The sequence below is a fragment of the Pseudomonas sp. AM4(2022) genome, from assembly GCF_036346515.1.
GTDB lineage: Bacteria > Pseudomonadota > Gammaproteobacteria > Pseudomonadales > Pseudomonadaceae > Aquipseudomonas > Aquipseudomonas paracarnis.
On sequence record NZ_JAOTNW010000033.1, the window covers coordinates 1 to 26701 of the forward strand.

Here is a 26701-nt window from a genome sequence, read left to right on the forward strand (position 1 = left end):
CTGATTGGATTCACACAGTTGGATTTGTGAACACCGCCAATGTGAGAGCTGGCTTGCCTGCGATAGCTTACTCACAGTCAGAACGATTCAAGCCGACACCCCCGCATCCGCCATCAACCCCACTCCCTCTATCGCCGTGATCGCACACTGCTCGTCAATATCGGACGTGTCCCCGCTGATCCCAATTGCGCCGAGCACCATGCCGTTCTGATCCCGAATCAACACCCCACCTGGTGCCGGCACGACGCTGCCCTGCCCCAGACTGTTCAACGCCGCGATAAACGCCGGGCGCTGTTGGGCGTCCAGTGCCAGCAAACGTGAACCCTTGCCCAGGGCTATGGCACCCCAGGCCTTGCCGATGGCGATTTGCGGGCGTAGCAGGCTGGCGCCGTCTTCGCGTTGCAGGGTGACCAGGTGGCCGCCGCTGTCGAGCACGGCGATGGTCAGTGGCGCAGCCGAAATGGTGCGGCCTGCGGTGAGGGCCTGGGTGGCCAGTTGGGTGGCGAGTTTCAAGGTTAAAGCGCTCATAGGTGCCGTCCTTATCTTGTTATGGGTAAAGCGGTGAGGTCTGTTTTATCAGATGCCCGATCACACAAATAGAACACAATGATATTTGTTTTTGTATACAATATTTTCCAACAAAGACTCCATACGTCGAAAAAAGCGCTTCCGACGAACGCAAAGGTCAGTTTACGAAAGGCATTGACCAACGCAGCTCGGCGTGAATACACTTTGGACAGACACCACTTGTATACAATTACAAAACGCAAGAGGCACCAAAATCATGAGCAAAATGAGAGCAATCGAGGCCGCCGTCCTGGTGATGCGCCGTGAAGGTGTGGATACCGCCTTCGGTATCCCAGGCGCCGCGATCAACCCGCTGTATTCGGCCTTGCAGAAGGTGGGTGGCATCGATCACGTCCTTGCTCGCCACGTTGAAGGCGCCTCGCACATGGCCGAGGGCTACACCCGTACCAAGGCCGGGAACATCGGCGTGTGCATCGGCACGTCGGGCCCGGCGGGTACCGACATGGTCACCGGTCTGTACAGCGCCTCGGCCGACTCGATCCCGATCCTGTGCATCACCGGCCAAGCCCCTCGCGCCCGGATGCACAAGGAAGACTTCCAGGCCGTGGACATCACCAGCATCGTCAAGCCAGTGACCAAGTGGGCAACCACGGTGCTGGAACCCGGCCAAGTGCCTTACGCGTTCCAGAAAGCCTTCTATGAAATGCGCTCCGGCCGCCCTGGCCCGGTGTTGATCGATCTGCCCTTCGACGTACAGATGGCCGAGATCGAATTCGACATCGACGCCTACCAGCCGCTGCCCCTGGCCAAGCCGCTGGCGACCCGTGTGCAAGTGGAAAAAGCCCTGGCTCTGCTCGACGCAGCCGAACGCCCATTGCTGGTGAGCGGTGGCGGCGTGATCAACGCCGACGCCAGCGAGTTGCTGGTGGAGTTCGCTGAGTTGACCGGCATCCCGGTAATCCCGACCCTGATGGGCTGGGGCACTATCCCGGACGACCACCCGCTGATGGTGGGCATGGTCGGCCTGCAAACCTCGCACCGCTACGGCAACGCGACGATGCTCAAGTCGGACGTGGTGCTGGGCATCGGCAACCGCTGGGCCAACCGTCACACCGGTTCGGTAGAGGTGTACACCGAAGGCCGTAAATTCATTCACGTCGACATCGAACCGACCCAGATTGGCCGCGTGTTCACGCCGGACCTGGGCATCGTTTCCGACGCCGGCTCCGCGCTGACGATGTTCATTGAAGTGGCTCGCGAGTGGAAAGCCGCCGGCAAGCTCAAGGACCGCAGTGCCTGGTTGCATGACTGCCAACAACGCAAGGCCACCCTGCACCGCAAGACTCACTTCGACAACGTGCCGGTCAAGCCGCAGCGCGTGTACGAAGAGATGAACCAGGTGTTCGGCAAAGACACTTGCTACGTCAGCACCATCGGCCTGTCGCAGATTGCCGGCGCGCAATTCTTGCATGTGTACAAGCCCCGCCACTGGATCAACTGCGGTCAGGCTGGCCCACTGGGCTGGACCATTCCCGCGGCGCTGGGCGTGGTCAAGGCCGACCCGAGCCGCAAAGTAGTGGCCTTGTCGGGCGACTATGACTTCCAGTTCATGATCGAAGAACTGGCGGTGGGCGCACAGTTCAAGCTGCCGTACATCCATGTGGTAGTGAACAACTCTTACCTGGGCCTGATCCGTCAGGCCCAGCGTGGGTTCGAGATGGACTACTGCGTGCAGCTGTCCTTCGACAACCTCAACGCCCCGGAACTCAACGGCTACGGCGTCGACCATGTGGCGGTTGCCGAGGGCCTGGGTTGCAAGGCCCTGCGTGTGTTCGAGCCGGGCCAGATCCAACCGGCCTTGCGCCGCGCCCAAGAGATGATCGAAGAATTCAAGGTGCCGGTGATCGTTGAGATTATTCTGGAACGGGTGACCAATATTTCCATGGGCACCGAGATCAACGCCGTCAATGAATTCGAAGATCTGGCTCTGGTCGGCAACGATGCGCCGACTGCCATTTCCCTGCTCGATTAAGGAGAACCCTATGCCGCGCTTTGCTGCCAACCTGTCCATGTTGTTTACCGAACAGGATTTCCTTGCCCGCTTCAAAGCGGCTGCCGATGCCGGTTTCCAGGGCGTGGAGTACTTGTTCCCGTATGAGTTCAGCTCTGCCGACATCAAGGCGCAGCTGGACGCCAACGGCCTGACCCAGGTGCTGTTCAACCTGCCAGCCGGTGACTGGGCCAAGGGCGAGCGCGGCCTGGCTTGCCACCCAGACCGGGTCGAGGAGTTCCGTGCCGGGGTCAAACTGGCCATCGCCTATGCCCAGGTCTTAGGCAACACCCAGGTCAACTGCCTGGCGGGTATCCGGCCACAAGGCGTCGATGACGAGACCGTGGAAAAAACCTTCGTCGCCAACCTCAAGTACGCCGCCGAGAAGCTGCAGGCGGGGGGTATCAAGCTGGTGATGGAGATGATCAACACCCGCGACATTCCCGGCTTCTACCTGAATAACACAGCCCAGGCCCTGTCGATTCGCGAGCAAGTGGGCAGCGCCAACCTGTTCCTGCAATACGACATCTACCACATGCAAATCATGGAAGGCGACCTGGCGCGGACCATGGCGACGCACCTGGGCGAGATCAACCACATCCAACTGGCGGACAACCCAGGGCGCAACGAGCCAGGTACCGGTGAGATCAACTACCGCTTCCTGTTCGAGCATCTGGACCGCATTGGTTACGCGGGTTGGGTTGGCTGTGAGTACAAGCCATTGACCACGACCGAGGCGGGTTTGGGTTGGCTCAAAACCCATAACGCCATCTGACAACTGACACAACACCAAACAATGTGGGAACTGGCTTGCCTGCGATGCAGACACCTCGGTGTATCAGGCATCCCCGGATGATGCCATCGCAGGCAAGCCACACATTAAAAGAGGATTTTGATCATGGCTAAAATCGGATTTATCGGCACCGGCATCATGGGCCAACCCATGGCCGCCAACCTGCAGAAAGCAGGTCATCAACTGTTTCTCTCCGAACATCACGGCAAGGCTCCGGCTGAACTGATCAGCGCCGGCGCCGTGGCCCTGGCCAACCCGCAACAAGTGGCCCAGGAGGCCGAGTTCATCATCGTCATGGTGCCCGACACCCCACAAGTCGATGACGTGCTGTTCCGTGCCGACGGCGTGGCTGCGGGCTTGTCGCCAAACAAGGTGGTGATCGACATGAGTTCGATCTCCCCTACCGCCACCAAGGCATTCGCCGCCAAGATCAACCAGACCGGCGCGCAGTACCTGGATGCCCCGGTGTCCGGTGGTGAAGTCGGTGCCAAGGCCGGCACCTTGAGCATCATGGTCGGCGGCGCACCGCAGACCTTCGAACGCGCGCTGCCGCTGTTCCAGAGCATGGGCAAGAACATCACCCTGGTAGGCGGCAATGGCGATGGCCAGACCGCCAAGGTGGCCAACCAGATCATCGTCGCGCTGAACATCCAGGCGGTGGCCGAAGCGTTGTTGTTCGCCTCCAAAAACGGCGCGGACCCGGCCAAAGTGCGTGAAGCGCTGATGGGTGGCTTTGCATCGTCCAAGATCCTGGAAGTGCACGGCGAGCGCATGATCAAGGGCACCTTCGATCCGGGCTTCCGTATCAACCTGCACCAGAAGGACCTGAACCTGGCGCTGGCCGGTGCCAAGGAACTGGGGATCAACCTGCCGAACACCGCCGGCACCCAGCAAGTGTTCAGCACCTGCACGGCAATTGGCGGCGGCAACTGGGACCACTCGGCACTGATCAAGGGCCTGGAGCATATGGCGAACTTCTCGATTCGCGATAAATAACCCACACCGCTGATCGTTCCCACGTTCCGCGTGGGAATGCCTCTTGTGACGCTTCGCGTCACGCTTTGGGCGCAGAGCGTCCCGGACTGCATTCCCACGCAGAGCGTGGGAACGATCGCCGCACCTCTAATAACAAGAATCCCCCGGGAGCCCGCTTATGTCGGTCGATCCGCAACACCTGCTTCGCGAGCTGTTTGCCACAGCCATCGACGCCGCCCACCCCCGGCAAGTCCTTGAATCCTACCTGCCTGCCGACCGCAGTGGCCGTGTGATCGTGATCGGCGCCGGCAAAGCCGCGGCCGCCATGGCATTGGTCGTCGAAGATTGTTGGCAGGGCGAAGTCTCGGGCCTGGTGGTCACCCGCTATGGCCACGGCGCGCCATGCAAAAAAATCGAAGTGGTCGAAGCCGCCCACCCGGTTCCGGATGCGGCCGGCCTGGCCGTGGCCCAGCGCGTGCTGGAACTGATCAGCCATCTGGGTGAAAACGATCGCGTGATCTTCCTGCTCTCCGGCGGTGGATCGGCACTACTCGCACTGCCCGCCGAGGGCATCACCCTGGCGGACAAGCAAGCCATCAACAAAGCCCTGCTTAAATCCGGCGCCACCATTGGCGAGATGAATTGCGTGCGCAAGCACCTCTCGGCGATCAAGGGCGGTCGGTTGGCCAAGGCCGCGTGGCCGGCCACGGTGTACACCTACGCGATCTCCGATGTACCGGGCGACCAGGCCACGGTGATTGCCTCGGGCCCGACGGTCGGTGACCCGAGCACCTCGCAACAGGCCCTGGCGATCCTCAAGCGTTATCACATCGACGCTCCCGCTTCGGTGCGCAGTTGGTTGCAGAACCCGGCCTCGGAAACCGTCAAGCCCGGCGACCCGGTGCTTGCCCGCAGCCACTTCCAATTGATCGCCCGCCCGCAGCAATCCCTGGAAGCGGTGGCGGTCAAAGTGCGCCAGGCCGGTTTCAGCCCGCTGATCCTCGGCGACCTTGAAGGCGAAGCCCGCGATGTGGCCAAGGTACACGCCGGCATCGCCCGGCAGATCGTGCAGCACGGCCAGCCATTGGCGGCGCCGTGCGTGATCCTTTCGGGGGGCGAAACCACCGTCACCGTACGCGGCGACGGCCGTGGCGGGCGCAATGCGGAATTCCTGCTCAGCCTCACCGACAGCCTCAAGGGCCTGCCCGGCGTGTACGCCCTGGCCGGGGATACCGATGGCATCGACGGTTCAGAAGACAACGCCGGCGCGATCATGACCCCCTGCAGCTACCGCCGTGCCGAAGCCCTGGGCCTGTCGGCCAGCGATGAGCTGGACAACAACAACGGCTACGGCTATTTCGCCGCCCTGGGCGACTTGATCGTCACCGAGCCGACGCGCACCAACGTCAACGACTTCCGCGCCATCCTGATCCTTGAGACTGCCAATCATGACGCCTGACAAGAAGGTCAAAATCCTCGCCACCCTGGGCCCGGCCACCGACGGTATCGACGACATCCGCGAGCTGGTGGAGGCCGGGGTGAATATCTTCCGCCTCAACTTCAGCCACGGCGACCACGCCGACCATGCCCAGCGCTACCAGTGGATTCGCCAGGTCGAGCGCCAGCTCAACTACCCGCTCGGCATCCTCATGGACCTGCAAGGGCCGAAGCTGCGGGTGGGACGCTTTGCCGAAGGCAAGGTGCAGCTCGTACGTGGCCAGGCCCTGCGCCTGGACCTGGATGAAACCCCGGGTGACCAACGCCGAGTCAACCTGCCCCACCCGGAAATCATCGCCGCACTGGAGCCGGGCATGGACCTGCTGCTCGACGACGGCAAGCTGCGCCTGCGCGTGATCACCAAGCATGCCGACGCCATCGACACCACCGTGCTCAATGGCGGCGAACTGTCTGACCGCAAAGGTGTGAACGTCCCACAAGCGCTGTTGGAACTGAGCCCACTCACCGCCAAGGACCGTCGCGACCTGAGCTTCGGCCTGGAGCTGGGTGTGGACTGGGTGGCGCTGTCGTTTGTGCAGCGCCCGGAAGACATCCGCGAAGCCCGCGAGCTGATCGGCGATAAAGCGTTTCTGATGGCCAAGATCGAGAAACCTTCGGCGGTGCAGCGGCTGCAAGAAATCGCTGAACTGAGCGACGCGATCATGGTGGCCCGGGGGGATTTGGGCGTGGAAGTGCCGGCCGAGAGCGTGCCGCAGATCCAGAAAGACATCATCAGCACCTGCCGCCAGCTGGGTAAGCCGGTGGTGGTGGCCACGCAGATGCTCGAATCCATGCGCTTCTCGCCGGCACCCACCCGCGCCGAAGTCACCGATGTCGCCAATGCGGTGGCTGAAGGTGCGGACGCGGTGATGCTGTCGGCGGAAACCGCCTCGGGCGAGTACCCGCTGGAAGCGGTGCAGATGATGAGCAAGATCATCCGCCAGGTGGAAAACGGTCCGGACTACCAGGCCCAGCTGGATGTCAGCCGGCCCAAGGCGGATGCCACGGTGTCGGACGCCATCAGCTGTGCGATCCGCCGTATCAGCAGCATCCTGCCGGTGGCGGTGCTGGTGAACTACAGCGAGTCCGGCAGTTCCAGCTTACGCGCCGCGCGGGAACGGCCTGTGGCGCCGATCCTCAACCTCACGCCCAACCTGTCCACGGCGCGACGCCTGAGCGTGGCGTGGGGCGTGCACTCGGTGGTCAACGATAGGCTGCGCCAGGTGGATGAGGTGTGTTCCACCGCACTGGAAATTGCCCAGGCCCAGGGCATGGCGCAGCGTGGCGATACCTTGGTGATAACTGCGGGAGTGCCGTTCGGGCAGCCGGGGTCTACCAATTCGCTGCGTATCGAAACCCTACTGTAGGAGCGAGCTTGCTCGCGAAGAACGTCAACGATGACGCGCGTATCCTGAATGCACGCGGCGCCCTCAGGTTTTTCGCGAGCAAGCTCGCTCCTACAGGGAGCTGACATGCACAACCCAACCTGCCCCGACTGGGCCGAAGCCCTGCTTAACGGCTTCAGCCAAATCTTCCTGCAGCGCCACCCGCTGTGCGGCCTGCTGTGCCTGCTGGCGATCCTGATCGGCGCCCCGGCGTTGCTCGGCGGTGCCTTGCTGGGGGGTGTCGCGGGGTTGCTCACGGCCCAGCGCCGGGGGTATCCCAAGGCCGAGCGCCAGGCCGGGCTGTATAGTTACAACGGCGTACTTCTGGGCCTGTTGATCAGCCAACACTTTGCCTGGTCGGCGCTGGTGCCGCCGCTGATCCTGGCGTGCGGCGGCTTGAGTGCCATCCTCACTCGGCACTGGTTGAAACACGCGACCCAACCCCTGGATTTGCCCGCGTACACCGCGCCCTTTGTTGGCCTGGGCTGGTTGCTGCTCGGCCAGGTCTCGGAGAACACCCTTGCGCTGAGCGAGCCCGACACTGTCGCTGTACTCGCCGCTCCTTTCACCGGCCTTGGGCAAATCATGCTGCTGGACCAGCCGCTGGCGGGCGTACTGATCGCCCTGGGCTTGCTGCTGGCCAATCGTCGCGCCGTCGCGTGGGCCTTGGGCGGCGCCACTCTCGGCATGCTGGCCGGCCTGTGGTTGAACGACCCCACTGGCTCCCTGCTCGGCCTGCACAGCTATAACCCCGCGCTGGCCGCCCTGGCCCTGTGCTCGTCGCGTCGCCAGCCTTGGTTGCCGCTGCTGGGCATCGGCCTGGCCATCCTGCTCACCCCGGGCTTCGCCGCCCTGCACCTGCCCGCGCTGACCGCGCCGTTTATCCTTGCATGCTGGCTGGTGCGCGTCGGCCAGCGAATGCTGCACAAACCCCACATGGACAGCCCGGTCGAATCGCCCTAGGCTTGCTCGATATTCGTTTCAGGCAGGGTTTATGGACAGCAACAACGACTGGCGCCAGCGTCTCTACATCATGGTGTTCCAAAGCGACACCGTCGCCGGGCGGCGCTTTGATGGCATCCTGCTGCTGATCATCCTCGCCAGCCTGGTGATCGTGATGCTCGACAGCATCGATGAGATCCACCAGAACTACGCCGACGTGCTGGCCTATATCGAATGGGGCTTCACGCTGATCTTCGCCATCGAGTACGGCCTGCGCCTGTATTGCTCGCCCAAGCCGCTGCGCTATGCCTTCAGCTTTTATGGTTTGGTGGACCTGCTCGCCATCGTCCCCGGCATCCTCGCGCTGTACTACAGCGACGCCCAGTATCTGCTGATCATTCGCATCATCCGGATGCTGCGCATCTTCCGCGTGCTCAAGCTCAGCCCGTACCTCAAGCAGGCCAACTACCTGATGGCGGCGCTGCGCGGCAGCAAGCAGAAGATCGTGGTGTTCCTGGTCAGCGTGTGCACCCTGGTGACAGTGTTCGGCACCCTGATGTACGTGATCGAAGGCCCGGAACATGGCTTTACCAGCATTCCCAAGGGCATCTACTGGGCCATCGTCACCCTGACTACCGTGGGCTTCGGCGATATCGTGCCCAAGACGCCCCTGGGCCAGGTGATTTCGTCGCTGGTGATGATCACCGGTTACTCGATCATCGCCGTGCCGACGGGTATTTTTACCGCCGAACTGGCCACTGCCATGCGCGGCGAACAGCTGCATACCGACTGCCCAGTGTGCAAGAAGGACAGCCATGAACCCAACGCCGCGTTTTGCGCGCGCTGTGGCAGCAATCTGTTTCGTAAACTGGAATAAGCAAAGTTCGTTTTAATCTTTAAAGCTCTATGCAGGCCCGGCTATAGTCGCTGGCAAATTGCCTCCCCTCTTCTCGAACAACAAGGAATGAGCAGTGAAAAAAATCCTCAGCGCCTCTCTACTGGCCGCCGGCCTGGCCTTGGCGGGCTCCGCCCAGGCAGCGACCACCCTGCTCAACGTCTCCTACGACGTGATGCGCGATTTCTACAAGGACTACAACGCCGCCTTCCAGAAGCACTGGGCAGCCGAGCACCCAGACGACAAGCTGACGTTGCAGATGTCCTTCGGCGGCTCCAGCAAACAAGCGCGCTCGGTGATCGACGGCCTGCCCGCCGACGTGATCACCATGAACATGGCCACCGACATCAATGCCTTGGTCGACAACGGCAAGCTGGTGCCGGACAACTGGGTAACGCGCCTGCCGAACAACAGTGCGCCATTCACCTCAGCCACGGTGTTTATCGTGCGCAAAGGTAACCCCAAAGCCCTGAAAGACTGGCCCGACCTGCTCAAGGATGGCGTTCAGGTAATCGTGCCCAACCCGAAGACCTCGGGTAACGGCCGCTACACCTACCTGTCGGCCTGGGGCTACGTGTTGAAGAACGGCGGCGATGAAGACAAGGCCAAGACCTTCGTTGGCAAGTTGTTCAAGCAAGCGCCAGTGCTGGACACCGGTGGCCGCGCCGCCACCACCACCTTCATGACCAACCAGATTGGCGACGTGCTGGTGACCTTTGAAAACGAAGCGGAAATGATCGCCCGTGAGTTTGGCCGTGATCAGTTCGAAGTGGTCTACCCAAGCGTCTCCGCCGAAGCCGAACCGCCGGTGTCGGTGGTGGATAAAGTGGTCGATAAAAAAGGCACCCGTGCCGCGGCCGAGGACTACCTCAAGTATCTGTGGTCGCCTGAAGGCCAGGAAATTGCGGCCAACAACTACCTGCGCCCACGGGACCCTAAGGTGCTGGCCAAGTACACCGACCGGTTCCCCAAGGTGGACTTCCTGTCGGTGGAGAAGACCTTCGGCGACTGGCGCACAGTGCAAAAGACCCATTTCAATGATGGCGGGGTGTTTGACCAGATCTACTCTGGCCAATAACCCATCTGACTGAATCAACTCGGTCAAACCTGTGGGAGCTGGCTTGCCTGCGAAAGCGATCTATCAGTCATATTTCTGGTGACTGGTGCACCGCCATCGCAGGCAAGCCAGCTCCCACTTTTTTGCGTAGGGCAGATGTGTCTGAATGTATCATCAGCCGGCATAAGTGATATCAGCACAGGCAGCCTACTCACTTGAGAGCCTTGTCTTTACTCTCTCACGCCATCGTCCTTCGCCTTTATGAGTACACCATGAACGCAACCTCTCACGCTGCAGGCACCATGACCCGGGGCATGGTCATGCTGTTCGCGTTTTGCTGCGGCGCCATTGTCGCCAACATCTACTACGCGCAACCGATCATCGAGCTGATTGCACCGGACATTGGCCTGACGCCGGCAATGGCCAGCCTGATCGTATCCCTCACGCAAATCGGCTACGCCCTGGGCCTGTTCTTCCTGGTGCCTCTGGGCGACCTGCTGGAAAACCGCAAGCTGATGATCGCCACCACCGTCGTGGCGATCGCCAGCCTGTTGGGGGCGGCGTTTATCGAACAGCCGAACCTGTTCTTGCTGGTGTCGCTACTGATCGGCTTCAGTTCCGTCTCGGTGCAAATCCTGATCCCGCTGGCCGCACACCTGGCGCCGGCCGAATCCCGGGGCCGGGTGGTCGGTAGCATCATGGGCGGCCTGTTGCTGGGCATCCTGCTGGCTCGGCCGGTGTCAAGCGTGGTGGCCGATCACTTCGGCTGGCGTGCGATGTTCATGGCGGCCGCCGCACTGATGGCGTTTATCAGCGTGGTACTGATGCTGACTATCCCCAAGCGCCAGCCCGATCACAGAGCCAGCTACGGCCAGTTGCTGCACTCCCTGGGCACCCTGTTGCGTGAACAACCGCTGTTGCGCCAGCGGGCGTTCTACCAGGGTTGCATGTTCGCCGCCTTCAGCCTGTTCTGGACTGCCGCGCCACTGGAACTGGCGCGTAACCACGGCCTGAGCCAAAGCGAAATCGCACTGTTTGCCCTGGTTGGTGCCCTTGGCGCCATCGCCGCGCCCATGGCCGGTCGCCTGGCCGATGCAGGCCATACCCACCGCGCTTCGCTGCTGGCGATGCTGTTCGGTGCGCTGAGTTTCCTGCCTGCGTTGGTACACCCGCTGTACAGCGTGATTGGCCTGGCCGTCACCGGGGTGGTCTTGGATTTTTGCGTGCAGATGAACATGGTCCTCGGCCAACGCGCCATCTACGCCCTGGATGCCAACAGCCGCAGCCGCCTGAACGCGCTGTACATGACCAGTATCTTTATCGGCGGTGCATTCGGTTCGGCGATTGCCAGCAGCGTGTATGAACACGGCGGCTGGTTGGCCGTGATGCTGGTGGGCAGTGCATTTGCGCTGGTTGCGTTGTTGCGTTTCATGAGCGTTGCACGTAAAGCCGCGTTGGCCAGCGTCCAAGCGTCCTGACGAGCCCGTCAGCCACTTCAAAACGCACAAAAGGGCGGGACTTCATCAACCCGTGAGTAAGTCCCGCCCCCGCCTTGCTTCCAGCAGTGGCGCCCGTCAAAGGCGCGCGATCAAGGCATTAGAGATAACTGCCCTCTTTGATGTTGAGCCCGATGACATCTTCTGGACTGATCATTCGGGTGCTTTTGATCAGGAAGTCGGTCTTGCCATCGCCATCCAGGTCGACCGCCAGCAAGTAACGTCCCGTTTGCGGATTAAACTTGATAATGGTGTCGCCTGCCGCCCCCGTATAGTTCTCGACGAAGTTCAACGCTACCTTGCCGTCGAGCACCATTTGCGACAGGTCGATCTTGTCCTGCCCCGTGTTGAAGTCCAACAACAAGTCGGCATTGGCACGGGTTGAATCGCTAAAGGCATTGAACTTGAAGGTGTTCCAACCGCCGCCGCCCACCAACGTATCGGCCCCCGCGCCACCGGTGAGCACATTATCCGCGCTGTTACCGATGATGCGATCGTTACCATGGCCACCCACAGCATTTTCGATCACCGTCTTCTCGCCGATCCTGACGTTTTCCTTCATCCCCCCCACGCTGGAAAACGAACCACCGCGCAAGTTGATGATTTGATCCTGCTTGAAACCAGAGAAATCAAAGGTATCGTTCCCACGCTCATCCCATACGTTGAAGTCTGGCTTATCGGCTGCGGACGTCAGCGTCGTTTCCGCCTTGCCAGTATTCGAGTTGAATCCGTAGGTGGTGTCATCGGTTCTGGTGTCACGGGGTTGCTTGGGTTTATCAACGACTGGCATGGTGTCGATGTTGGGCTTGGGCTTATCAACGACTGGCATGGTGTCGATGTTGGGCTTGGGCTTATCAACGACTGGCATGGTGTCGACGTTGGGCTTGGGCTTATCAACGACTGGCATGGTGTCGACGTTGGGCTTGGGCTTACCACCGACTGGCATGGTGTCGACGTTGGGCTTGGGCTTATCAACGACTGGCATGGTGTCGACGCTGGGCTTGGGCTTACCACCGACTGGCATGGTGTCGACGTTGGGCTTGGGCTTATCAACGACTGGCATGGTGTCGATGTTGGGCTTGGGCTTATCAACGACTGGCATGGTGTCGACGTTGGGCTTGGGCTTACCACCGACTGGCATGGTGTCGACGTTGGGCTTGGGCTTACCACCGACTGGCATGGTGTCGACGTCGAGCTTGGGCTTATCAACGACTGGCATGGTGCCGACGTTGGGCTTGGGCTTATCAACGACTGGCATGGTGTCGACGCTGGGCTTGGGCTTACCACCGACTGGCATGGTGTCGATGTTGGGCTTGGGCCTATCACTTACCGGCGTGGTGTAGCCACTTGGCCGAGGCTGATCGGCTACCGGCTTGGTACCGCCGTTTGGCCGAGGCTGATCGGCTGCCGGCTTGGTACCGCCGTTTGGCTGAGACTGATCTGTTGCCCCCTTGGTACCGCCGTTTGGCCGGGGCTCAAGAGTGGGTTTGGTATCTTCCTCTGCCATCGTATAGCAACGGGCCGTCACCACGTTGCCGGAATTGATGTCTCCAAGTCGAAGTAGCCCCGAGTTTAGACTCAATCCATACATTCGCTGCTGATGAGTGCGTGCGCCTATCAGCGGAGCAGAAAGATTAAGCAATTGAGAGTTTGTTGAGGCTTGTTTGTCTGCTGCTGAGTTCGCGTCGCGATGAAGGAAGCTGGCAGCTTCACTTTCAGCTGGATTGCCAGAACGTAGCACCTGAGACGGCTGAGGGGCCACGTTCGGTGTGGGCACATAATAATTTGCAGCGGGTGTATTTGCATTAATCATAATCACGCTTCTCAGTTAGTTAAAAACAACAACACAACACTTCACACGTAAGGCACCGGTGAATTCCTAGACATCCAACTTCATTAATAGCCATTCAGATCTTCAAGTCGATCAACCTCCCCCTCCAAGCCGCCACTGCCAGTTCGCGCATAAACGCTCACCAACTTAACCATTCATAGCTCAAGAAAATTAATAATCAGACAAACCAATTTTTATATAAGTATCACAGCACCAGTCTTACTGACGAACATCAAGCCATTGCTGATTGTTTGCACTTACACACGGGGCAATGAATGATTTAATTTCGCTACAGGCTCGATTTAAATCGAGCGCTCAGCGTGACTTTTCACTTCTAAAAACAGCAGACTATTTGAACGTATTCAGCGTGCGGCTGCCGGTGAATGGCCCGTTCCAAGACCGCGCTGAATACGCCGACTGATCGTTTCGCCTGGCAGCTCTCGGCTCGCAAGGATCCGGTTTCGGATCACAGGGATCTGGACGTGGCTTCGGCTTGCGGGTCACCGGCCATGGCCGGGGCTCACGCGGGTTCGGACGCGGCATTGGCTCACACGGGTCCGGACGTGGTGTCGGCTCGCGGGTCTCAGGCCGTGGCCTGGGTTCACGCGGGTTCGGGCGCGGCGTGGGCTCACACGGGTCTGGACATGGCGTTGGTTCGCGGGTCTCCGGGCGTGGCCGGGGGTCACGCGGGTTCGGGCGTGGCGTTGGCTCCCATGGGTCTGGACGTGGCTTCGGCTCGCGGGTCTCCGGGCGTGGCCGGGGGTCACGTGGGTTCGGGCGTGGCGTTGGCTCCCACGGGTCTGGACGCGGTGTTGGCTCGCGGGTCTCCGGGCGTGGCTTGGGCTCACGTGGGTCTGGACTGGGTGTCGGCTCACACGGGTATGGACGCGGCTTCGGCTCACAAGGCTCTGGCCGTGGCTTCGGCTCACACGGGTCTGGACGCGGCGTTGGCTCACAAGGGTCTGGCCGTGGCTTCGGCTCACACGGGCCTGGACGCGGCGTCGGCTCACAAGGATCTGGCCGTGGCTTCGGCTCACAGCGGTCTGGACTTGGCCTGGGCTCCTCAGGCTTTGACTCCTTCGGTTTGGGCTCAGACTTGGTTTTGGGCTCCTCGAATTGAGGCCGCGACGCAGGCTTGGGGTCTTTCGGTTCAGGGTTTGGCGTAGGCGTATCGCCGTGCGCCACGACATCACCCGCGTTTATCCGGCCGATGCTTTTTACGAACAGATCAGCCTTGCCGTTGCCCGTCAGGTCCAGGGCCAGACTTCCCTCATTACTGCCCTCGCTGTAACTCATCACAGCCTGGCCGGGTTGACCCGTTAAGCGATCAACGAATTTAAGCGCACTGAGATTGGCCCTTTTCAAAACCCCGGAGACGTCAATTTTGTCTGCGCCACTTTCAAAGTCCAGGATTACATCGGGGTTATCCGGCGTGGAATCATTGGCATGGTCATAAACAAAAGTGTCTGCCCCCCCTCCCCCTGACAACCGGTCTGCTCCACCGCCCCCTTTGAGACGATTGGCGACCTGGTTACCTATGAGAGCGTCATCTCCCTTGCCGCCCACCGCGTTTTCCAGTGTGACGCCCTTGGCTATGGAGACATTACCCTTCAACGCCCCGACATCCGAAAAAGACTCGGCATTGAGATTGATTTTCTGAGGCTGTGAATACCCAGAGAAATCCAACGTGTCTTTTCCACCACCATCCCACACACAAAAAATAGGGTTGTCATTTGCCGACTTCAAACTAAGCGCTTCACGGTTCGTATTGGAATTAAACCCATAGGTAGTATCGGTATTGCGCGTAGTGGTATTCGGCCCATACAGTTTCTGGACAGCCGAGATGTCATCCATCATCGGCGCAGAAGGGTTCAACAATTTGAAATCGTGGCCTGGCTGGTTTTTTTCTGAATAGTAACTCATCACAGAACGCGCTCGAGTATCCCCTGCATAGACTGCGTCACGCCCATAGTTACCAGTGCCGTCATAACGCCCCGGGTGTTCCAGGCCGATTGAATGACCTATTTCATGGATAAGCGCTCCGCGAAAATAATGACCCAGTGGAGGGTTCGCCCCCGCATTCGCCGTTCCAATATTTACGAAGGTTCGAGTCATGAACTTATCAGGCAGTGAGGCCACTCCCCCCGGTGTTCCGGGCATTTCACTGATATCAACATAACCGTCTGAATGTTGCGGTTTTTCAGTAAATGTAACGTTAGCGACATCCTGCCAGGATTGCAGTGCCTGCCTGACCTGCTCTGCCTGCTGCGGGGTAAAGCCCTTGGAGACGCGAACGGACAAGGTAATTTTGCCGTCACCATTATTATCATGAACCTTGAAACCGCTGCGGGTGATGTGTTTTCCCGCCTGTTCCGTAGTGAACACTGGCTTTTTACTATTGAGTGTATTGGCCCCGGCAGAGCTCTCTGGGCTGATACTGCTATTAAGAACTGGTTCCTTGGGTATAACAATATTAGGTGTGGATGGTCCTGGCACTCTCATAAACCAACGTCCTCATAAAAATCAGACTCGAGGCTGTAACATCAGCACGTTCGAGATACCGATTCCCGCCCAACAAGAGCAGCAGTAGTTATCGGCACAGCGTTAAATTCGCACACCCCCTTGCCGTACACCAGCAGTGAAATAATTCAACTCGACACACTCTAAAATTTAAAAACACTTTAATCTTATACTCGACAACTCCCGAAACCTCAGAACAGATAGCACTTTAACCGCGAACATGATAAGTCCTTGTTTTACATGAATATTAAACCTCACAAACACACTTTACATAATTTTTATTGCAAAGCGTTATTCACAATCAGACAACACCCCATTCGCACAAAACCCCATACCCGACTGGCAACTTTTAACCCGTCCTACACAACAACCCAATGCAAAGACGAATAGCAGAGTTCGTATTGAAAGAAAAACCCTGCAGTGCTCATACCACGGCTTTAGTCTGGCCGAGGACGGTCATTCAATGTACTGCAACAACCGATCCGGCTGACGCTCCAAAACTGCAATATGTAAAACACACGGCAATACGGCCAGTGTGTGCCTCAACGGGAGTGTTCGACGGTTGAGCAGAGCCTTGCAGGCGCCCTATGAAGCGACGAAGCAGAACGATCACCGAGCGCTGATAGGCCGCTGCAAAGGACACGGCTGAAGGGAGAAAACGTACGGCAGGCAGGCTTGAACGCAGTGCCGCGCGCGTTCAAACCTGGACAGAGGTAACCGGGAGAGCGGCGCGACGGCACGAAGGTGCTAGCGCAATCGTTGGGTTGCAAGGGCTGGCATTCGCAGGCAATCACCGCCAGGAAAAGCTGCAAGGTCAAGGCGGTGAAAGGTACGCGTGTTGTTGGTCAGACGCTGCGATGGCGTGCTCTGGGCTGATCAAGGGAATAGCCAATAGCCACCGGACTCACCGAAATATCGACCGCACCTTATTTACAAACCCCTTGAACGATGAAAGAGCTTTCTCGATAAACCTTCTCCCCGGCCGGGGCGCCGGGCTGGGGCTTGGCCTCGGCTCTGGCTGCGGGTCAGGGTCAGGCTTGGGATCAGGATCAGGCTTGGAGTCAGTCGGCTCCGAAATGGGACTTGGAACGGGACTCGGAACGGGTTCCGACACAGGGACAACAGTGGGCCCAGGCGTCGGTGTGACAGTCGGCGCCTCACCGTTCCAGATCACATCCGTCTGCTTGATCTGGCTTTGGCTGGCGATCATCAGATCCGCCGTGCCGTTCCCCGTTGTATCCACAGCCAATGTGGAACGGCCAGTCTTCGAGTCATGACCGAGCACGGCCTCCCCCGCTTTTGCGCTGAATTTATCAATGAAATTCAACGATTTAATCCCTGCCTCCTGTAGAACGCCGGTGAGGTCGATCTTGTCGAGCCCGCTTTGGAAGTCCTGAATAACGTCCGGGTTCTGCGGTGTCGAATCGCCTACGCGGTGATACACAAACGTGTCTGCCCCTGCACCGCCGTGCAACTTATCGGCACCCTTGCCGCCCGTAAGACGATTGTTGCCCTCGTTTCCCGTCAAGGTATCGTTGCCGGCACCGCCGATGGCATTTTCGACAATGACGCCCTTGGCAATCGATACGTTCCCGCGCAAGCCACCCACGTCCGAAAACGCCTCAGCCTTGAGGTTGATGGTTTGGTTCTGGGTAAACCCGGAGAAATCGAGCGTGTCGTTACCGCCGCCATCCCAGACGGTAAAAATCGGCTTGTCACTCCCCTGCTTGAGGCTGTAAACCTCGCGACCTGCATTGGAATTGAAGCCATAGGTAGTGTCGGTATTGCGGGTCTTCGTATTGGCGCCATAGAGCCGCTGCGCTGCCGCGACATCGTCCATCATCGGTGCCGCCGGGCTGCGGCCGGCAAACTTGTGCCCCGGTTGATGGGTCTCGGCCCAATAGCTCATGACACTGCGTGCCTTGGTGTCCTGCGCATATTCGGCACTGCGCTCGTAATTGAAGCCTTGGCCATTGTATCCACCTGGATGACTTAGCCCCAGGGTATGCCCCAGTTCATGGATCAACAAACCCAGGAAGTGGCTGCCCATGGTCGGGTTCTGCCCACCCGAAGTGCCTATATTGGCCTGGACTTTTGCATGCTGACCGAACGGCAAGCTTGCCCAGCCTCCCGATCCGCCAGTCCCGTTGATAGTGATCTTGCCATCGGTGTTTGAGCCATTTTCAACAAATTCGATATTGGCGATATCCGCCCAGTATTGAAGGGCTTGCCTGGCTCGCTCTTTCTGCGCCGCATTGAACCCCCCTGAAAAGTTAAACCCCACCACAATTTTTCCGTCTTTATTACTGTCCGTGAACTTCGCGTTACTGCGCGTAATATGTTTCGCCGCCTGGTCCGTGGTGAAAGATTTTTTATTATTGGCCCAAAGAATAACTTGCTTTTCATCAGGTGAAAAATTGGAGTTCAATGTCTCAGGGGGATGCGACTGGAAAGACTGTCTAACTGGGATATGCATGGCACTTTACGACTCTGAACAGTGAAAGGAATCGTCCATGTACAGGAGTTATCGATGCCGACTGTTCCGTAGTCAGCCCGATAAAGCTCCCATATTGAAAACGCCTTCACCATCGCAAACTCTTTGCAAGAAAACCCTATAAACACGACCGCAAAAAATCCGCACACTTTTTACTCAGCGCAGCACAGCCTGCCCTTATCAATCACTCTAAAACCCTGATATTACAGACGTAAAAACTCGCAAAGCGTTAATTTAATTGGGTCGACAGTTAAACTTCAAACATCCAGTAACCCACTCAAACACATCAGAAAAAAATAAGCTCAGTGCCAGGGTTTTATCTGAGACCTGCCCTCATCAAGCACTACATGACGGGGTTGTCCCAACCTACCGGGACTTGGGTCAGGCTCATACGCTATGCCGGTGGTCCAGGCAGCACAGCAAGCGTTCAACGGTGTGCGCCAAGGGGCCGGAATTATCCAACACGAACAAACCCGCGCCGTGACCTGCGATCAATTCGGCAGTGAACCGCGCATTGCGCGCCAGGCGTTGCTCGATATCCGCCAACGACTCCCGCCCACGCGCAATCAGACGTTGGCGCAACACCGCTTGGTCCACCGTCAGCAGCAATACCAGCAAGGTCGGATAACGCTCGCGGGTCTGCGCCAGGTGGGCACGGGAGCCGTTGACCAAAACATCGTCGCCGGCGGCCAGCCAATCGTCGATGTCCTTGGAAATGCCATAGGACAAGCCATTAGCCTGCCAGCTCAAGGCAAATGCACCCTCGGCCTCCATCGCCGCAAATTGCTCGGGGCTCACCCCTTGCGCCGCTTCGCCCACCGCCTCCGCCGACCGCGTGATCACCCGCCGCACCAGGCGACACCCACGCTCGACCAGGCGTGGGCGCGCGGCGTCCAGCAGGCTGTCCTTGCCCGACCCCGATGGCCCGATGAGATAGATCAACCTGCCCGCCATCAAAACACCCTCTTCGCTTGTCTCCAGACCTGTACCGGCGCCCCGGTGTCAGCATTCGGTGCGTCAAGCCATCGTAGGGGCTGGAAAGTATTTCCAGCCAACCTGCCCTTGCAGGCCGGCAGCGGCCACATTACCCGAGTGTGACCCACCGCGCACCACGCTCGGCACGTGCACCAGGCTTTCCGGGCTTGTTTGAGTGAGTATGTAAATTTGTAACAACGATACAACATGAAACAAATGCTCGATGGTCGCCCCTACTCACAATCTATAAAAAGCTCAGCACGTTCCTACATGGGAATGTTTTTCATCCTACAGCTGACAGTTTAAACAAGGATCTAGAACATGGAGTTCGACGTAATTGTAGTAGGCGCAGGCGCCATTGGCGGTTCTATCGCGTATGAACTGAGCTCACGGGGCTTGAAGGTTTGCCGGGTCGGTGAGACCGCCCGCACCAACGCTGCATCCAAGGCAGCCGGTGCCATGAATGGCTGTTTTGGCGAAGTCACCAGTGGCCTGTTGGCCAGCGAGCATGGCCGACTCAAACTCAATATGGATCGTCAGGCACAGGACCTCTGGCCCGCCTGGGCCGAACGTCTGGCCGTCGCCTCCGGCATCAGCACCCCGCTGTTCAGTGCCAGCGGCACCCATGTGTTGCTCAACAGTGCCGGCATGGACGAAGTCGATACCGTCAACTACGAAGCCATCGAGCACACACTGCAAGCCTATGGGGAACAGTACGAAACCATTGATCCAAGAACCATGGAATGGCTGGCACCGGATCATCTGGTACGTCCCCTGCGCGGGCTGTTTATCCCCAATGAACACGCCGTTGATTCGCACTTGCTACTGGAAAAGCTCGATGCCGCGCTGCTCGCCAACAATGGCACCTTGATCAATGAGAACGCCAGCCGGGTGATCGCCGAAGGCGCAATCGCCACAGGGGTCGAGTTGCTCAGCGGTGAGGTGCTGTGGGGGAAAAAGGTGGTGGTGGCTGCCGGTGTTCAGTCGCTGGACCTGCTCAGCGAGTTCGACACGCTCGTCAAGAAAATCCCACCATTGTTCAGCGGGTATGGCGTGTCCATTCTGGTCAAACTGCCTGACGGCATGGCGTTACCCCAATCGGTGATCCGCACCCCCAATCGTGCGTTTGCCTGTGGCTTGCATTGCGTGCCACGCGGTGACGGTGTGCTGTACCTGGGCGCGACCAATATCCTGTCCGAACGCCCCAAACACCATGCGCTGATCTCGGATGTACAGTTTTTGCTCGATTGCGCCGTCGACCAATTGAACCTTGACCTGCACAGTGCCGAAATTATGTCGATCCAGGTGGGCAACCGTCCCATTCCAGCCGACGGCTTCCCTCTGATCGGCGAATGCGGCATGCAAGGGCTGTGGCTGGCAACCGGGACTTACCGTGATGGCCTGCACCAATCGCCGTTGCTGGCGGCCTACATCGCCGACTGCTTGACTGGCGTCAAGAGCACCGGCCTGGACTTGAGCACCTTCAATCCTGTGCGCGCCCCGCTGACCGGGCTTGCTCGCGAGCTGACGGTTGGCGAAACCGTCAAGCAGATGTTTGCCACCGGTTATGAATATCGCTGGGACGTAAAACCTTACTGGTTGCCCATTCTCGATAAAGGACTGTCGAGCAATTACCAGCAACTGATCGATGAACTACACCCCTCATTCACTCCCCCGCCGGAGCTGGTCGCATTCTCCTACCTCTACGAATCCATGCGCGTGAAGCTGGCGCAGTATTACAAGGAGTGGTCATGAGTCTGGGCAAACAGGAGCAGGAAGCGATCGCACAGGCCCGCGTGCAGTTGGAAGCTGCCGGCGTGTGGGACCCGGACAATGACCTGGATAGCCTGGTCGATCGCTTTATCGTTCGCGCCGACAAACAGCGCGCACTTGATGAGTTCAGGCTGGCGGTCAGCGAGCGCTGCAATCGGATCCCGTTGGGGCATATCGTCGGCACCGTTGCGTTCGACGGCTTGCCCCTGGTTGTGGGCAGCGGCGTATTTATCCCGCGCCCGCACAGCACGGTGATTCATAAGTGGCTGGACGATGCCCAACTGGCAACGGGAACCTGCGTGCTGGATCTTTGCGCCGGCAGCGGTGCCATCGGCCTGGCCATCGCCCGGCGCCGGCCAGACCTGCAGGTGACCTGCGTGGAGTTTGAAGACGTGGCTGTTCACTACCTCAAACGCAATATTGCCCGGTTGGCCACCCAAGACGTGCATGTCAATGCGATGCAGGCGGATATCCGTGAACCCCATGCATTCGCCGACTTCAAGCACCAGGTAGGGCTGATTGTCGCCAACCCGCCGTACGTTCCCCGTCAGACTCAGTTACAGCCCGAATGGGGCAGCCATCATCCCTCGGCGGCCGTCTATTCAGGTGCGGATGGCCTGGACCTGACGCGGCACATCCTCACCCTGGCGACCACCTTGCTGACACCCGAGGGGTGGCTGGTGATCGAACACGGCGAGGATCAAGCATTCGCCGTTCGCGCGTTGTTCCAACAGCACCACTTGCTTGACGTCAACACTGTGATTGACCGTGAGTCATCGGACACCACAGGCACTTCCGTCATGACCGTGGGCCGCTTATCGAACACTGTTCAAGCATAGGAGTTTTTGAGCAATGGATGCACAAAGCAAACAAGACTGGATGACCATTCGCCGTGACAACACCACCAGCGCCCTGGAGAGCGCCTATGCAGAAGGCCTCACGGGCCTTACCGTCGCGAGCCGTGAAGGCAAGCGCATCACCCTGGCGCAAGGCGGCACGTTCACCGAGTTCGTTTCCTGTTCTTATCTGGGCCTGGAAACCCATCCTGCACTGATCGAAGCGGCACACCAGGCACTGGGCACCTTTGGCCTGCACCTGTCCTCGTCACGCAGTGCCATGCGCCCGGTTTATTTGCCAGAACTGGAGTCGCTGCTCAGCCGCATTTATAAAGGCTGCGGTGTCAGCGTATTCACCTCCACCAGCAGCGTGCACCTTGGCGTACTGCCACTGTTGGGCAGCAATTCGCTCAAGGGCTATCCGATCAAAAAGCGCGCCCACTGGTTGATCGACAAAACCGCTCACGCCTCGATGCAGGTGCTGCGCGGCATTCTGCAGCAGTTTGGTGAAGTGTCCCGTGTCGAAGCCACCGATCCGGAGTCGATGAGCGTGGCCTTGAAACACTGCGCTGATCGCCAGGAAACGCCGATTCTGTTGATCGACGGTATCGGCTCGATGAGCGGCCTGGTGCCCATCGCGCACCTCTCGCGCCAACTGGCGGACGCCGCAGGCTACTTGTATGTGGATGATGCCCACGGCATCTCGATCGCAGGGCGTCATGGCGCGGGCTACGCCTTGGCAGCGGTAGATAACCAGTTGCCACACAACATGATCCTGGCCGGTTCTCTGTCCAAGGCCTTCGGCGGAGCGGGCGGGTTTGTGGTGGTGAGTGACCCGCGGGATATCCCGTCGATTCAAACACTGGCCAACCCCCTGGTGTTCGGTCACTCCATCATGGTGCCAATGCTGGCTGCCAACGTTGCCGCCGCGAAGATTCACCTGAGCGACGAGATTGATAGCCTGCAAGACAGCCTGTGGAGCAACGTGCGCCTGTTTGATTCGCTGACCCACAATCGCCTGCTCAACGCCGGAGTCCAATCACCGGTCAGGGGCGCATTTTTCGAAACCGAAGAAGACGGCCTGCAAGCCTGCCGGATCCTGCGCGACCACGGCATCCTGATGTTCCCGGTGTTCTACCCCATCATCGCCAAAGGAAAAGCCATGCTGCGCTTCGCCTTTTCGGCCAGCCACGGCGATCACGATATCCGGCAACTGGCCCAAGCCTTGGACGAGCTCACCCGTGCAGGCTTATGGAACGCCACTGCGCTACCCGAGGCCACTGCCTGACCCTTCACACACCCGCACTACGTCGTACACATCAAAGGAATGAATATGACACGGCACCAGCAGATTTCACGTGCAACTCCGTCCACCATCCTGCAACCCATGCGGGATCAGTTGGACCGGATCAACATCCACTTGGTCGACCTGCTTGGCGAACGCATGAGCGTGTGCATGGAGATCGCAGAGCTCAAGGCGGCCCATGACATCCCCATGATGCAGCCCAAACGTATCGTTCAAGTGATGGATCAGCTCGCGAGCCACTCGTCGAAAGTCGGCTTGAGGCCCGATTACGTTCAGTCCGTGTTCAAGCTGATCATCGAGGAAACCTGCAACCAGGAAGAGCGGTTGATCCAACAACGCCTGGGCCAGGGGCAGCATTCATGAAAATATTGCTGATCGATAACTTTGATTCCTTTACCCAGAACATCGCCCAATACCTGTACGAGGTCACAGGTGTGTGCGTCGATATCGTCACCAATACCGTGACGTACGAACACCTGCACATTGAACAATACGATGCCGTAGTGCTTTCACCAGGCCCTGGGCACCCAGGCGAGTACCTGGATTTTGGCGTGTGCGGGCAGGTTATCCTGCGCTCTCCGGTGCCCTTGCTTGGCATTTGCCTGGGGCACCAGGGTATCGCCCAATTTCTGGGCGGAACCGTCGGCCACGCGCCCAACCCGGTACACGGCTACCGCAGTAAAATCCGGCACGCCGGCAGTGGCTTGTTCCGAGACCTGCCAGAGCAGTTTGAAGTGGTGCGCTACCACTCTCTGATGTGTACCCATCTGCCTGAGGAACTGCGCTGCACGGCGTGGACGGAGGAAGGTGTGGTGATGGCGATCGAGCACCAACGTCGTCCGATCTGGGGCGTCCAATTCCACCCTGAGTCCATCGACTCCGAGTATGGGCATGCGCTGCTCAGTAACTTCATCCGCATGGCACTCGAACACAATGGGCGCCAGCGCATGCCGACGCGGCAGAGCCCGGCCAGTGCCCAATCGGCCAAGGAGCACTACGTCGCGGTAGGCGGTTTGCTCAACCTGCAATTGGCCTATCGTGCCCATCCGGCTGCGTGTGATCCATTGACGCTGTTCACCACGCTTTATGCCAATGATCAGCATGCTTTCTGGCTCGACAGCGAAAAATCCGAACGGCCCAACGCGCGCTATTCAATCATGGGCAGCGGCCAGGCCCAGGGCGCTATTCGCCTCACGTATGACGTCGACAGTGAAACCCTCACACTTGAGGGCCCCAAAGGCAGCAGGCGTGTGGCGGGTGACTTCTTCACCCTGCTCGGCCAGCTCATCGAATCGGTGAACGTGGCAGTCCCGCAATACCTTCCGTTTGAATTCAAGGGAGGTTTTGTCGGGTACCTGGGTTATGAACTCAAGGCCCTGACCGGCGGGAACAAGGTCTATCGCTCCGGGCAGCCCGATGCGGGTTTTATGTTGGCGCCGCATTTCTTCGTCTTCGACCACCATGACCAAAAGGTCTATGAATGCCTGTTAAACGCGACAGGCCAGCCCCCGCAGTGGCCATCGTTACAGACCTCAATGCCGACGCCTCAAAGCGCCACGGATACCCTGCATTTTGTCCCCGGTGCAGTGGATGAACTTGAGCTGTCACTCGAAGACAGCCCCGACAGTTACATCCGTAAGGTCAAGCAGTCGCTGCAATACATCACCGATGGTGAATCCTATGAAATATGCCTGACCAACCGTGCGCGGATGAGCTACGACGGCACGCCCCTGGCGGCCTATCGGAGAATGCGCGAAGCAAGCCCAGTGCCCTACGGGGCCTACCTGTGCTTCGACAGCTTCAGCGTGCTGAGCGCATCACCCGAGACCTTTCTGAGGATTGATGAAGGCGGCCTGATCGAGTCCCGTCCCATCAAGGGCACCCGTGCACGCAGCAAAGACCCTGAGCAAGACCAGCGCCTGCGAGACGATTTGCACACCTCGACCAAAGATCGCGCCGAGAACCTGATGATTGTCGATCTGGTACGCCATGATCTGAACCGCGTGTGCCGTTCAGGGAGTGTGCATGTGCCGAATATTTTTGCGGTGGAAAGCTTTTCCTCGGTGCACCAGCTCGTCTCTACGGTACGTGGGCATCTACGCAACGACATCTCGCCAATGGAGGCCATCAGAGCGTGCTTTCCCGGAGGCTCAATGACCGGCGCGCCGAAAAAGCGCACGATGGAAATCATCGATGGGCTGGAGACCTGTGCACGGGGTGTTTATTCAGGAGCGCTGGGCTGGATCTCATTCAATGGCAGTGCGGAACTGAGCATCGTCATTCGCACAGCGGTATTGCACAAACAACAGGCTGAGTTCGGCATCGGGGGCGCAATCGTCGCCCACTCCGATCCGAAAGAAGAACTGGAAGAGACGCTGGTCAAGGCCAGCGTGCCGTATTACAGCTTTTGCGCAGGGAGCGACAAATGAATACCCAAGCAGTAGTCGTATTAGGAGGCGCTGGCCTCATCGGCTCACTGATCAGCCGTATTCTCAAACAATACGGGTACATCGTGCGGGTCGTGGACCGCCGTCCGGCGGATTTCGACTGTGAGTTTCACGAAATGGACGTGACTCAACCGTTCAATCATTCAGGGGCTGTTTTTCGCGACGCCATCGCCGTGGTGTTCGCCCTGCCTGAAAGCGTCGCGGTCAGCACGATCCCCTGGGTGACCACGTGCTTGCCTTCAGAAGCGGTAATGATCCCTACCTGCTCGGTGCAGGGCCCCTTTTTCAAAGCACTGAAAGCGGCGGCGCCGCAGCAAAGGTTTGTGGGGGTCAACCCCATGTTTTCGCCTAAGTTGTCCGTCCAGGGGCGCACGGTGGCGGTCTGTGTGGAAGACCTGCAAACCCCGCAATCCTTCATCGAACGCCACTTGATGGAGGCCGGGATGAAGATCCGTCGAATGACGCCCGCCGCGCATGATGAGTTGATGGCCCTGTGTCAGGCATTGCCCCATGCAGCCATTCTCGGCTTCGGCATGGCCCTGGCCCAATCTTCGGTAGACCTGGACATCGTGGCGGAGGTCATGCCGCCGCCCATGCGTACCATGATGGCACTGCTGTCGCGCATCCTGGTCAACCCGCCCGAGGTGTATTGGGACATACAACTGGAAAACGACCAGGCAACCGCGCAGCGTGAAGCACTGGTGCAGGGCCTGGAGCGCCTGCAGGAAAACGTCGTTGAACAGGACTATGAGCGCTTCAGAAGCGATTTACAGGGTGTTTCAAAGGTTTTGGGCAAACGCTTGAATGCAGGCGCCGTGGATTGCCAGCATCTATTTTCATTGCTGAACTGAACGATGACCTCGCCAGGGAATGGCGAGGCGTTTTCTTCACAACTCACCAC

Annotated in this window: 20 protein-coding genes and 1 pseudogene; 15 read left to right on the plus strand and 6 right to left on the minus strand. The window is 58.9% G+C overall.

Translation table 11 applies throughout. The features are described from left to right. Nucleotides 1-87: 87 nt before the first annotated feature. The gene (locus ODQ19_RS26585) at nt 88-528 is read right to left on the minus strand and encodes a GlcG/HbpS family heme-binding protein (protein WP_330211669.1); all 441 of its coding nucleotides are present in this window, start codon (nt 526-528) and stop codon (nt 88-90) included. A 256-nt stretch (nt 529-784) separates the two neighbouring features. On the opposite strand from ODQ19_RS26585, the gene gcl reads away from it, so the two are divergent. The 9 genes from gcl to ODQ19_RS26630 all read left to right on the plus strand — a co-directional run bounded on the left by gcl (nt 785) and on the right by ODQ19_RS26630 (nt 11600). Continuing rightward, the gene (gene gcl, locus ODQ19_RS26590) at nt 785-2560 is read left to right on the plus strand and encodes a glyoxylate carboligase (protein ID WP_003189987.1); all 1776 of its coding nucleotides are present in this window, start codon (nt 785-787) and stop codon (nt 2558-2560) included. A 10-nt stretch (nt 2561-2570) separates the two neighbouring features. Next, on the plus strand, nt 2571-3353 hold the full coding sequence (gene hyi, locus ODQ19_RS26595; RefSeq protein WP_330211670.1) for a hydroxypyruvate isomerase: 783 nt from the start codon (nt 2571-2573) through the stop codon (nt 3351-3353). A 123-nt stretch (nt 3354-3476) separates the two neighbouring features. Next, nucleotides 3477-4367, plus strand: coding sequence for a 2-hydroxy-3-oxopropionate reductase (locus tag ODQ19_RS26600; RefSeq protein WP_330211671.1), 891 nt, complete (start codon nt 3477-3479; stop codon nt 4365-4367). A 157-nt stretch (nt 4368-4524) separates the two neighbouring features. Beyond that, the gene (locus ODQ19_RS26605; RefSeq protein WP_330211672.1) at nt 4525-5805 is read left to right on the plus strand and encodes a glycerate kinase type-2 family protein; all 1281 of its coding nucleotides are present in this window, start codon (nt 4525-4527) and stop codon (nt 5803-5805) included. Further along, the gene (pyk, locus tag ODQ19_RS26610) at nt 5795-7210 is read left to right on the plus strand and encodes a pyruvate kinase (protein ID WP_330211673.1); all 1416 of its coding nucleotides are present in this window, start codon (nt 5795-5797) and stop codon (nt 7208-7210) included. Before ODQ19_RS26605 ends, pyk begins: the two co-directional genes overlap by 11 nt. Nucleotides 7211-7315: 105 nt before the next feature. Next, on the plus strand, nt 7316-8191 hold the full coding sequence (locus ODQ19_RS26615; protein WP_330211674.1) for an urea transporter: 876 nt from the start codon (nt 7316-7318) through the stop codon (nt 8189-8191). Nucleotides 8192-8222: 31 nt separating this feature from the next. Then, nucleotides 8223-9047 (plus strand): ion transporter, encoded by an 825-nt coding sequence (locus tag ODQ19_RS26620; protein WP_330211675.1) that lies wholly within the window; start codon nt 8223-8225, stop codon nt 9045-9047. 94 nt (nt 9048-9141) lie between these two features. After that, nucleotides 9142-10143, plus strand: coding sequence for a sulfate ABC transporter substrate-binding protein (locus ODQ19_RS26625; RefSeq protein WP_330211676.1), 1002 nt, complete (start codon nt 9142-9144; stop codon nt 10141-10143). A gap of 251 nt (nt 10144-10394) precedes the next feature. Next, entirely contained in the window at nt 10395-11600 is a 1206-nt protein-coding gene (locus ODQ19_RS26630; protein ID WP_116666067.1) for an MFS transporter, read from the plus strand. 118 nt (nt 11601-11718) lie between these two features. On the opposite strand, the gene ODQ19_RS26635 is transcribed toward ODQ19_RS26630, so the two are convergent. From ODQ19_RS26635 to ODQ19_RS28285, 5 genes and pseudogenes are all read right to left on the minus strand, one after another. Then, nucleotides 11719-13431: a M10 family metallopeptidase C-terminal domain-containing protein gene (locus tag ODQ19_RS26635; protein WP_330211677.1), complete on the minus strand. Its 1713-nt coding sequence runs from the start codon at nt 13429-13431 to the stop codon at nt 11719-11721. 366 nt (nt 13432-13797) lie between these two features. Continuing rightward, complete coding sequence (locus ODQ19_RS26640) at nt 13798-15951, minus strand: M10 family metallopeptidase C-terminal domain-containing protein (RefSeq protein WP_330211678.1); 2154 nt, start codon at nt 15949-15951, stop codon at nt 13798-13800. 922 nt (nt 15952-16873) lie between these two features. After that, the gene (locus ODQ19_RS26645; protein WP_330211679.1) at nt 16874-18445 is read right to left on the minus strand and encodes a M57 family metalloprotease; all 1572 of its coding nucleotides are present in this window, start codon (nt 18443-18445) and stop codon (nt 16874-16876) included. Nucleotides 18446-18850: 405 nt separating this feature from the next. Beyond that, nucleotides 18851-19417 (minus strand): phosphonate metabolism protein/1,5-bisphosphokinase (PRPP-forming) PhnN, encoded by a 567-nt coding sequence (gene phnN, locus ODQ19_RS26650; RefSeq protein ID WP_116665557.1) that lies wholly within the window; start codon nt 19415-19417, stop codon nt 18851-18853. Nucleotides 19418-19490: 73 nt separating this feature from the next. After that, a pseudogene (locus ODQ19_RS28285) lies at nt 19491-19594 on the minus strand (hypothetical protein); the annotation flags it as partial. Between the two features lie 165 nt (nt 19595-19759). Between ODQ19_RS28285 and ODQ19_RS26655 the strand changes: the two are divergent. The 6 genes from ODQ19_RS26655 to ODQ19_RS26680 are packed head-to-tail and all read left to right on the plus strand — an operon-like array spanning nt 19760 to nt 26651. Continuing rightward, the gene (locus tag ODQ19_RS26655) at nt 19760-21193 is read left to right on the plus strand and encodes an NAD(P)/FAD-dependent oxidoreductase (protein WP_330211680.1); all 1434 of its coding nucleotides are present in this window, start codon (nt 19760-19762) and stop codon (nt 21191-21193) included. Continuing rightward, nucleotides 21190-22050: a N5-glutamine methyltransferase family protein gene (locus tag ODQ19_RS26660; protein WP_330211681.1), complete on the plus strand. Its 861-nt coding sequence runs from the start codon at nt 21190-21192 to the stop codon at nt 22048-22050. The genes ODQ19_RS26655 and ODQ19_RS26660 overlap by 4 nt, the downstream gene beginning before the upstream one ends. Nucleotides 22051-22063: 13 nt before the next feature. Next, entirely contained in the window at nt 22064-23335 is a 1272-nt protein-coding gene (locus tag ODQ19_RS26665; protein ID WP_330211682.1) for an aminotransferase class I/II-fold pyridoxal phosphate-dependent enzyme, read from the plus strand. 45 nt (nt 23336-23380) lie between these two features. Further along, nucleotides 23381-23716: a chorismate mutase gene (locus ODQ19_RS26670; RefSeq protein ID WP_330211683.1), complete on the plus strand. Its 336-nt coding sequence runs from the start codon at nt 23381-23383 to the stop codon at nt 23714-23716. Continuing rightward, a complete protein-coding gene (pabB, locus tag ODQ19_RS26675; RefSeq protein ID WP_330211684.1) occupies nt 23713-25782 on the plus strand; it encodes an aminodeoxychorismate synthase component I in 2070 nt (689 codons plus the stop codon). Before ODQ19_RS26670 ends, pabB begins: the two co-directional genes overlap by 4 nt. After that, nucleotides 25779-26651, plus strand: a complete 873-nt coding sequence (locus tag ODQ19_RS26680) for a prephenate dehydrogenase dimerization domain-containing protein (RefSeq protein ID WP_330211685.1) — start codon at nt 25779-25781, stop codon at nt 26649-26651. The genes pabB and ODQ19_RS26680 overlap by 4 nt, the downstream gene beginning before the upstream one ends. The last annotated feature ends 50 nt before the right edge of the window (nt 26652-26701 follow it).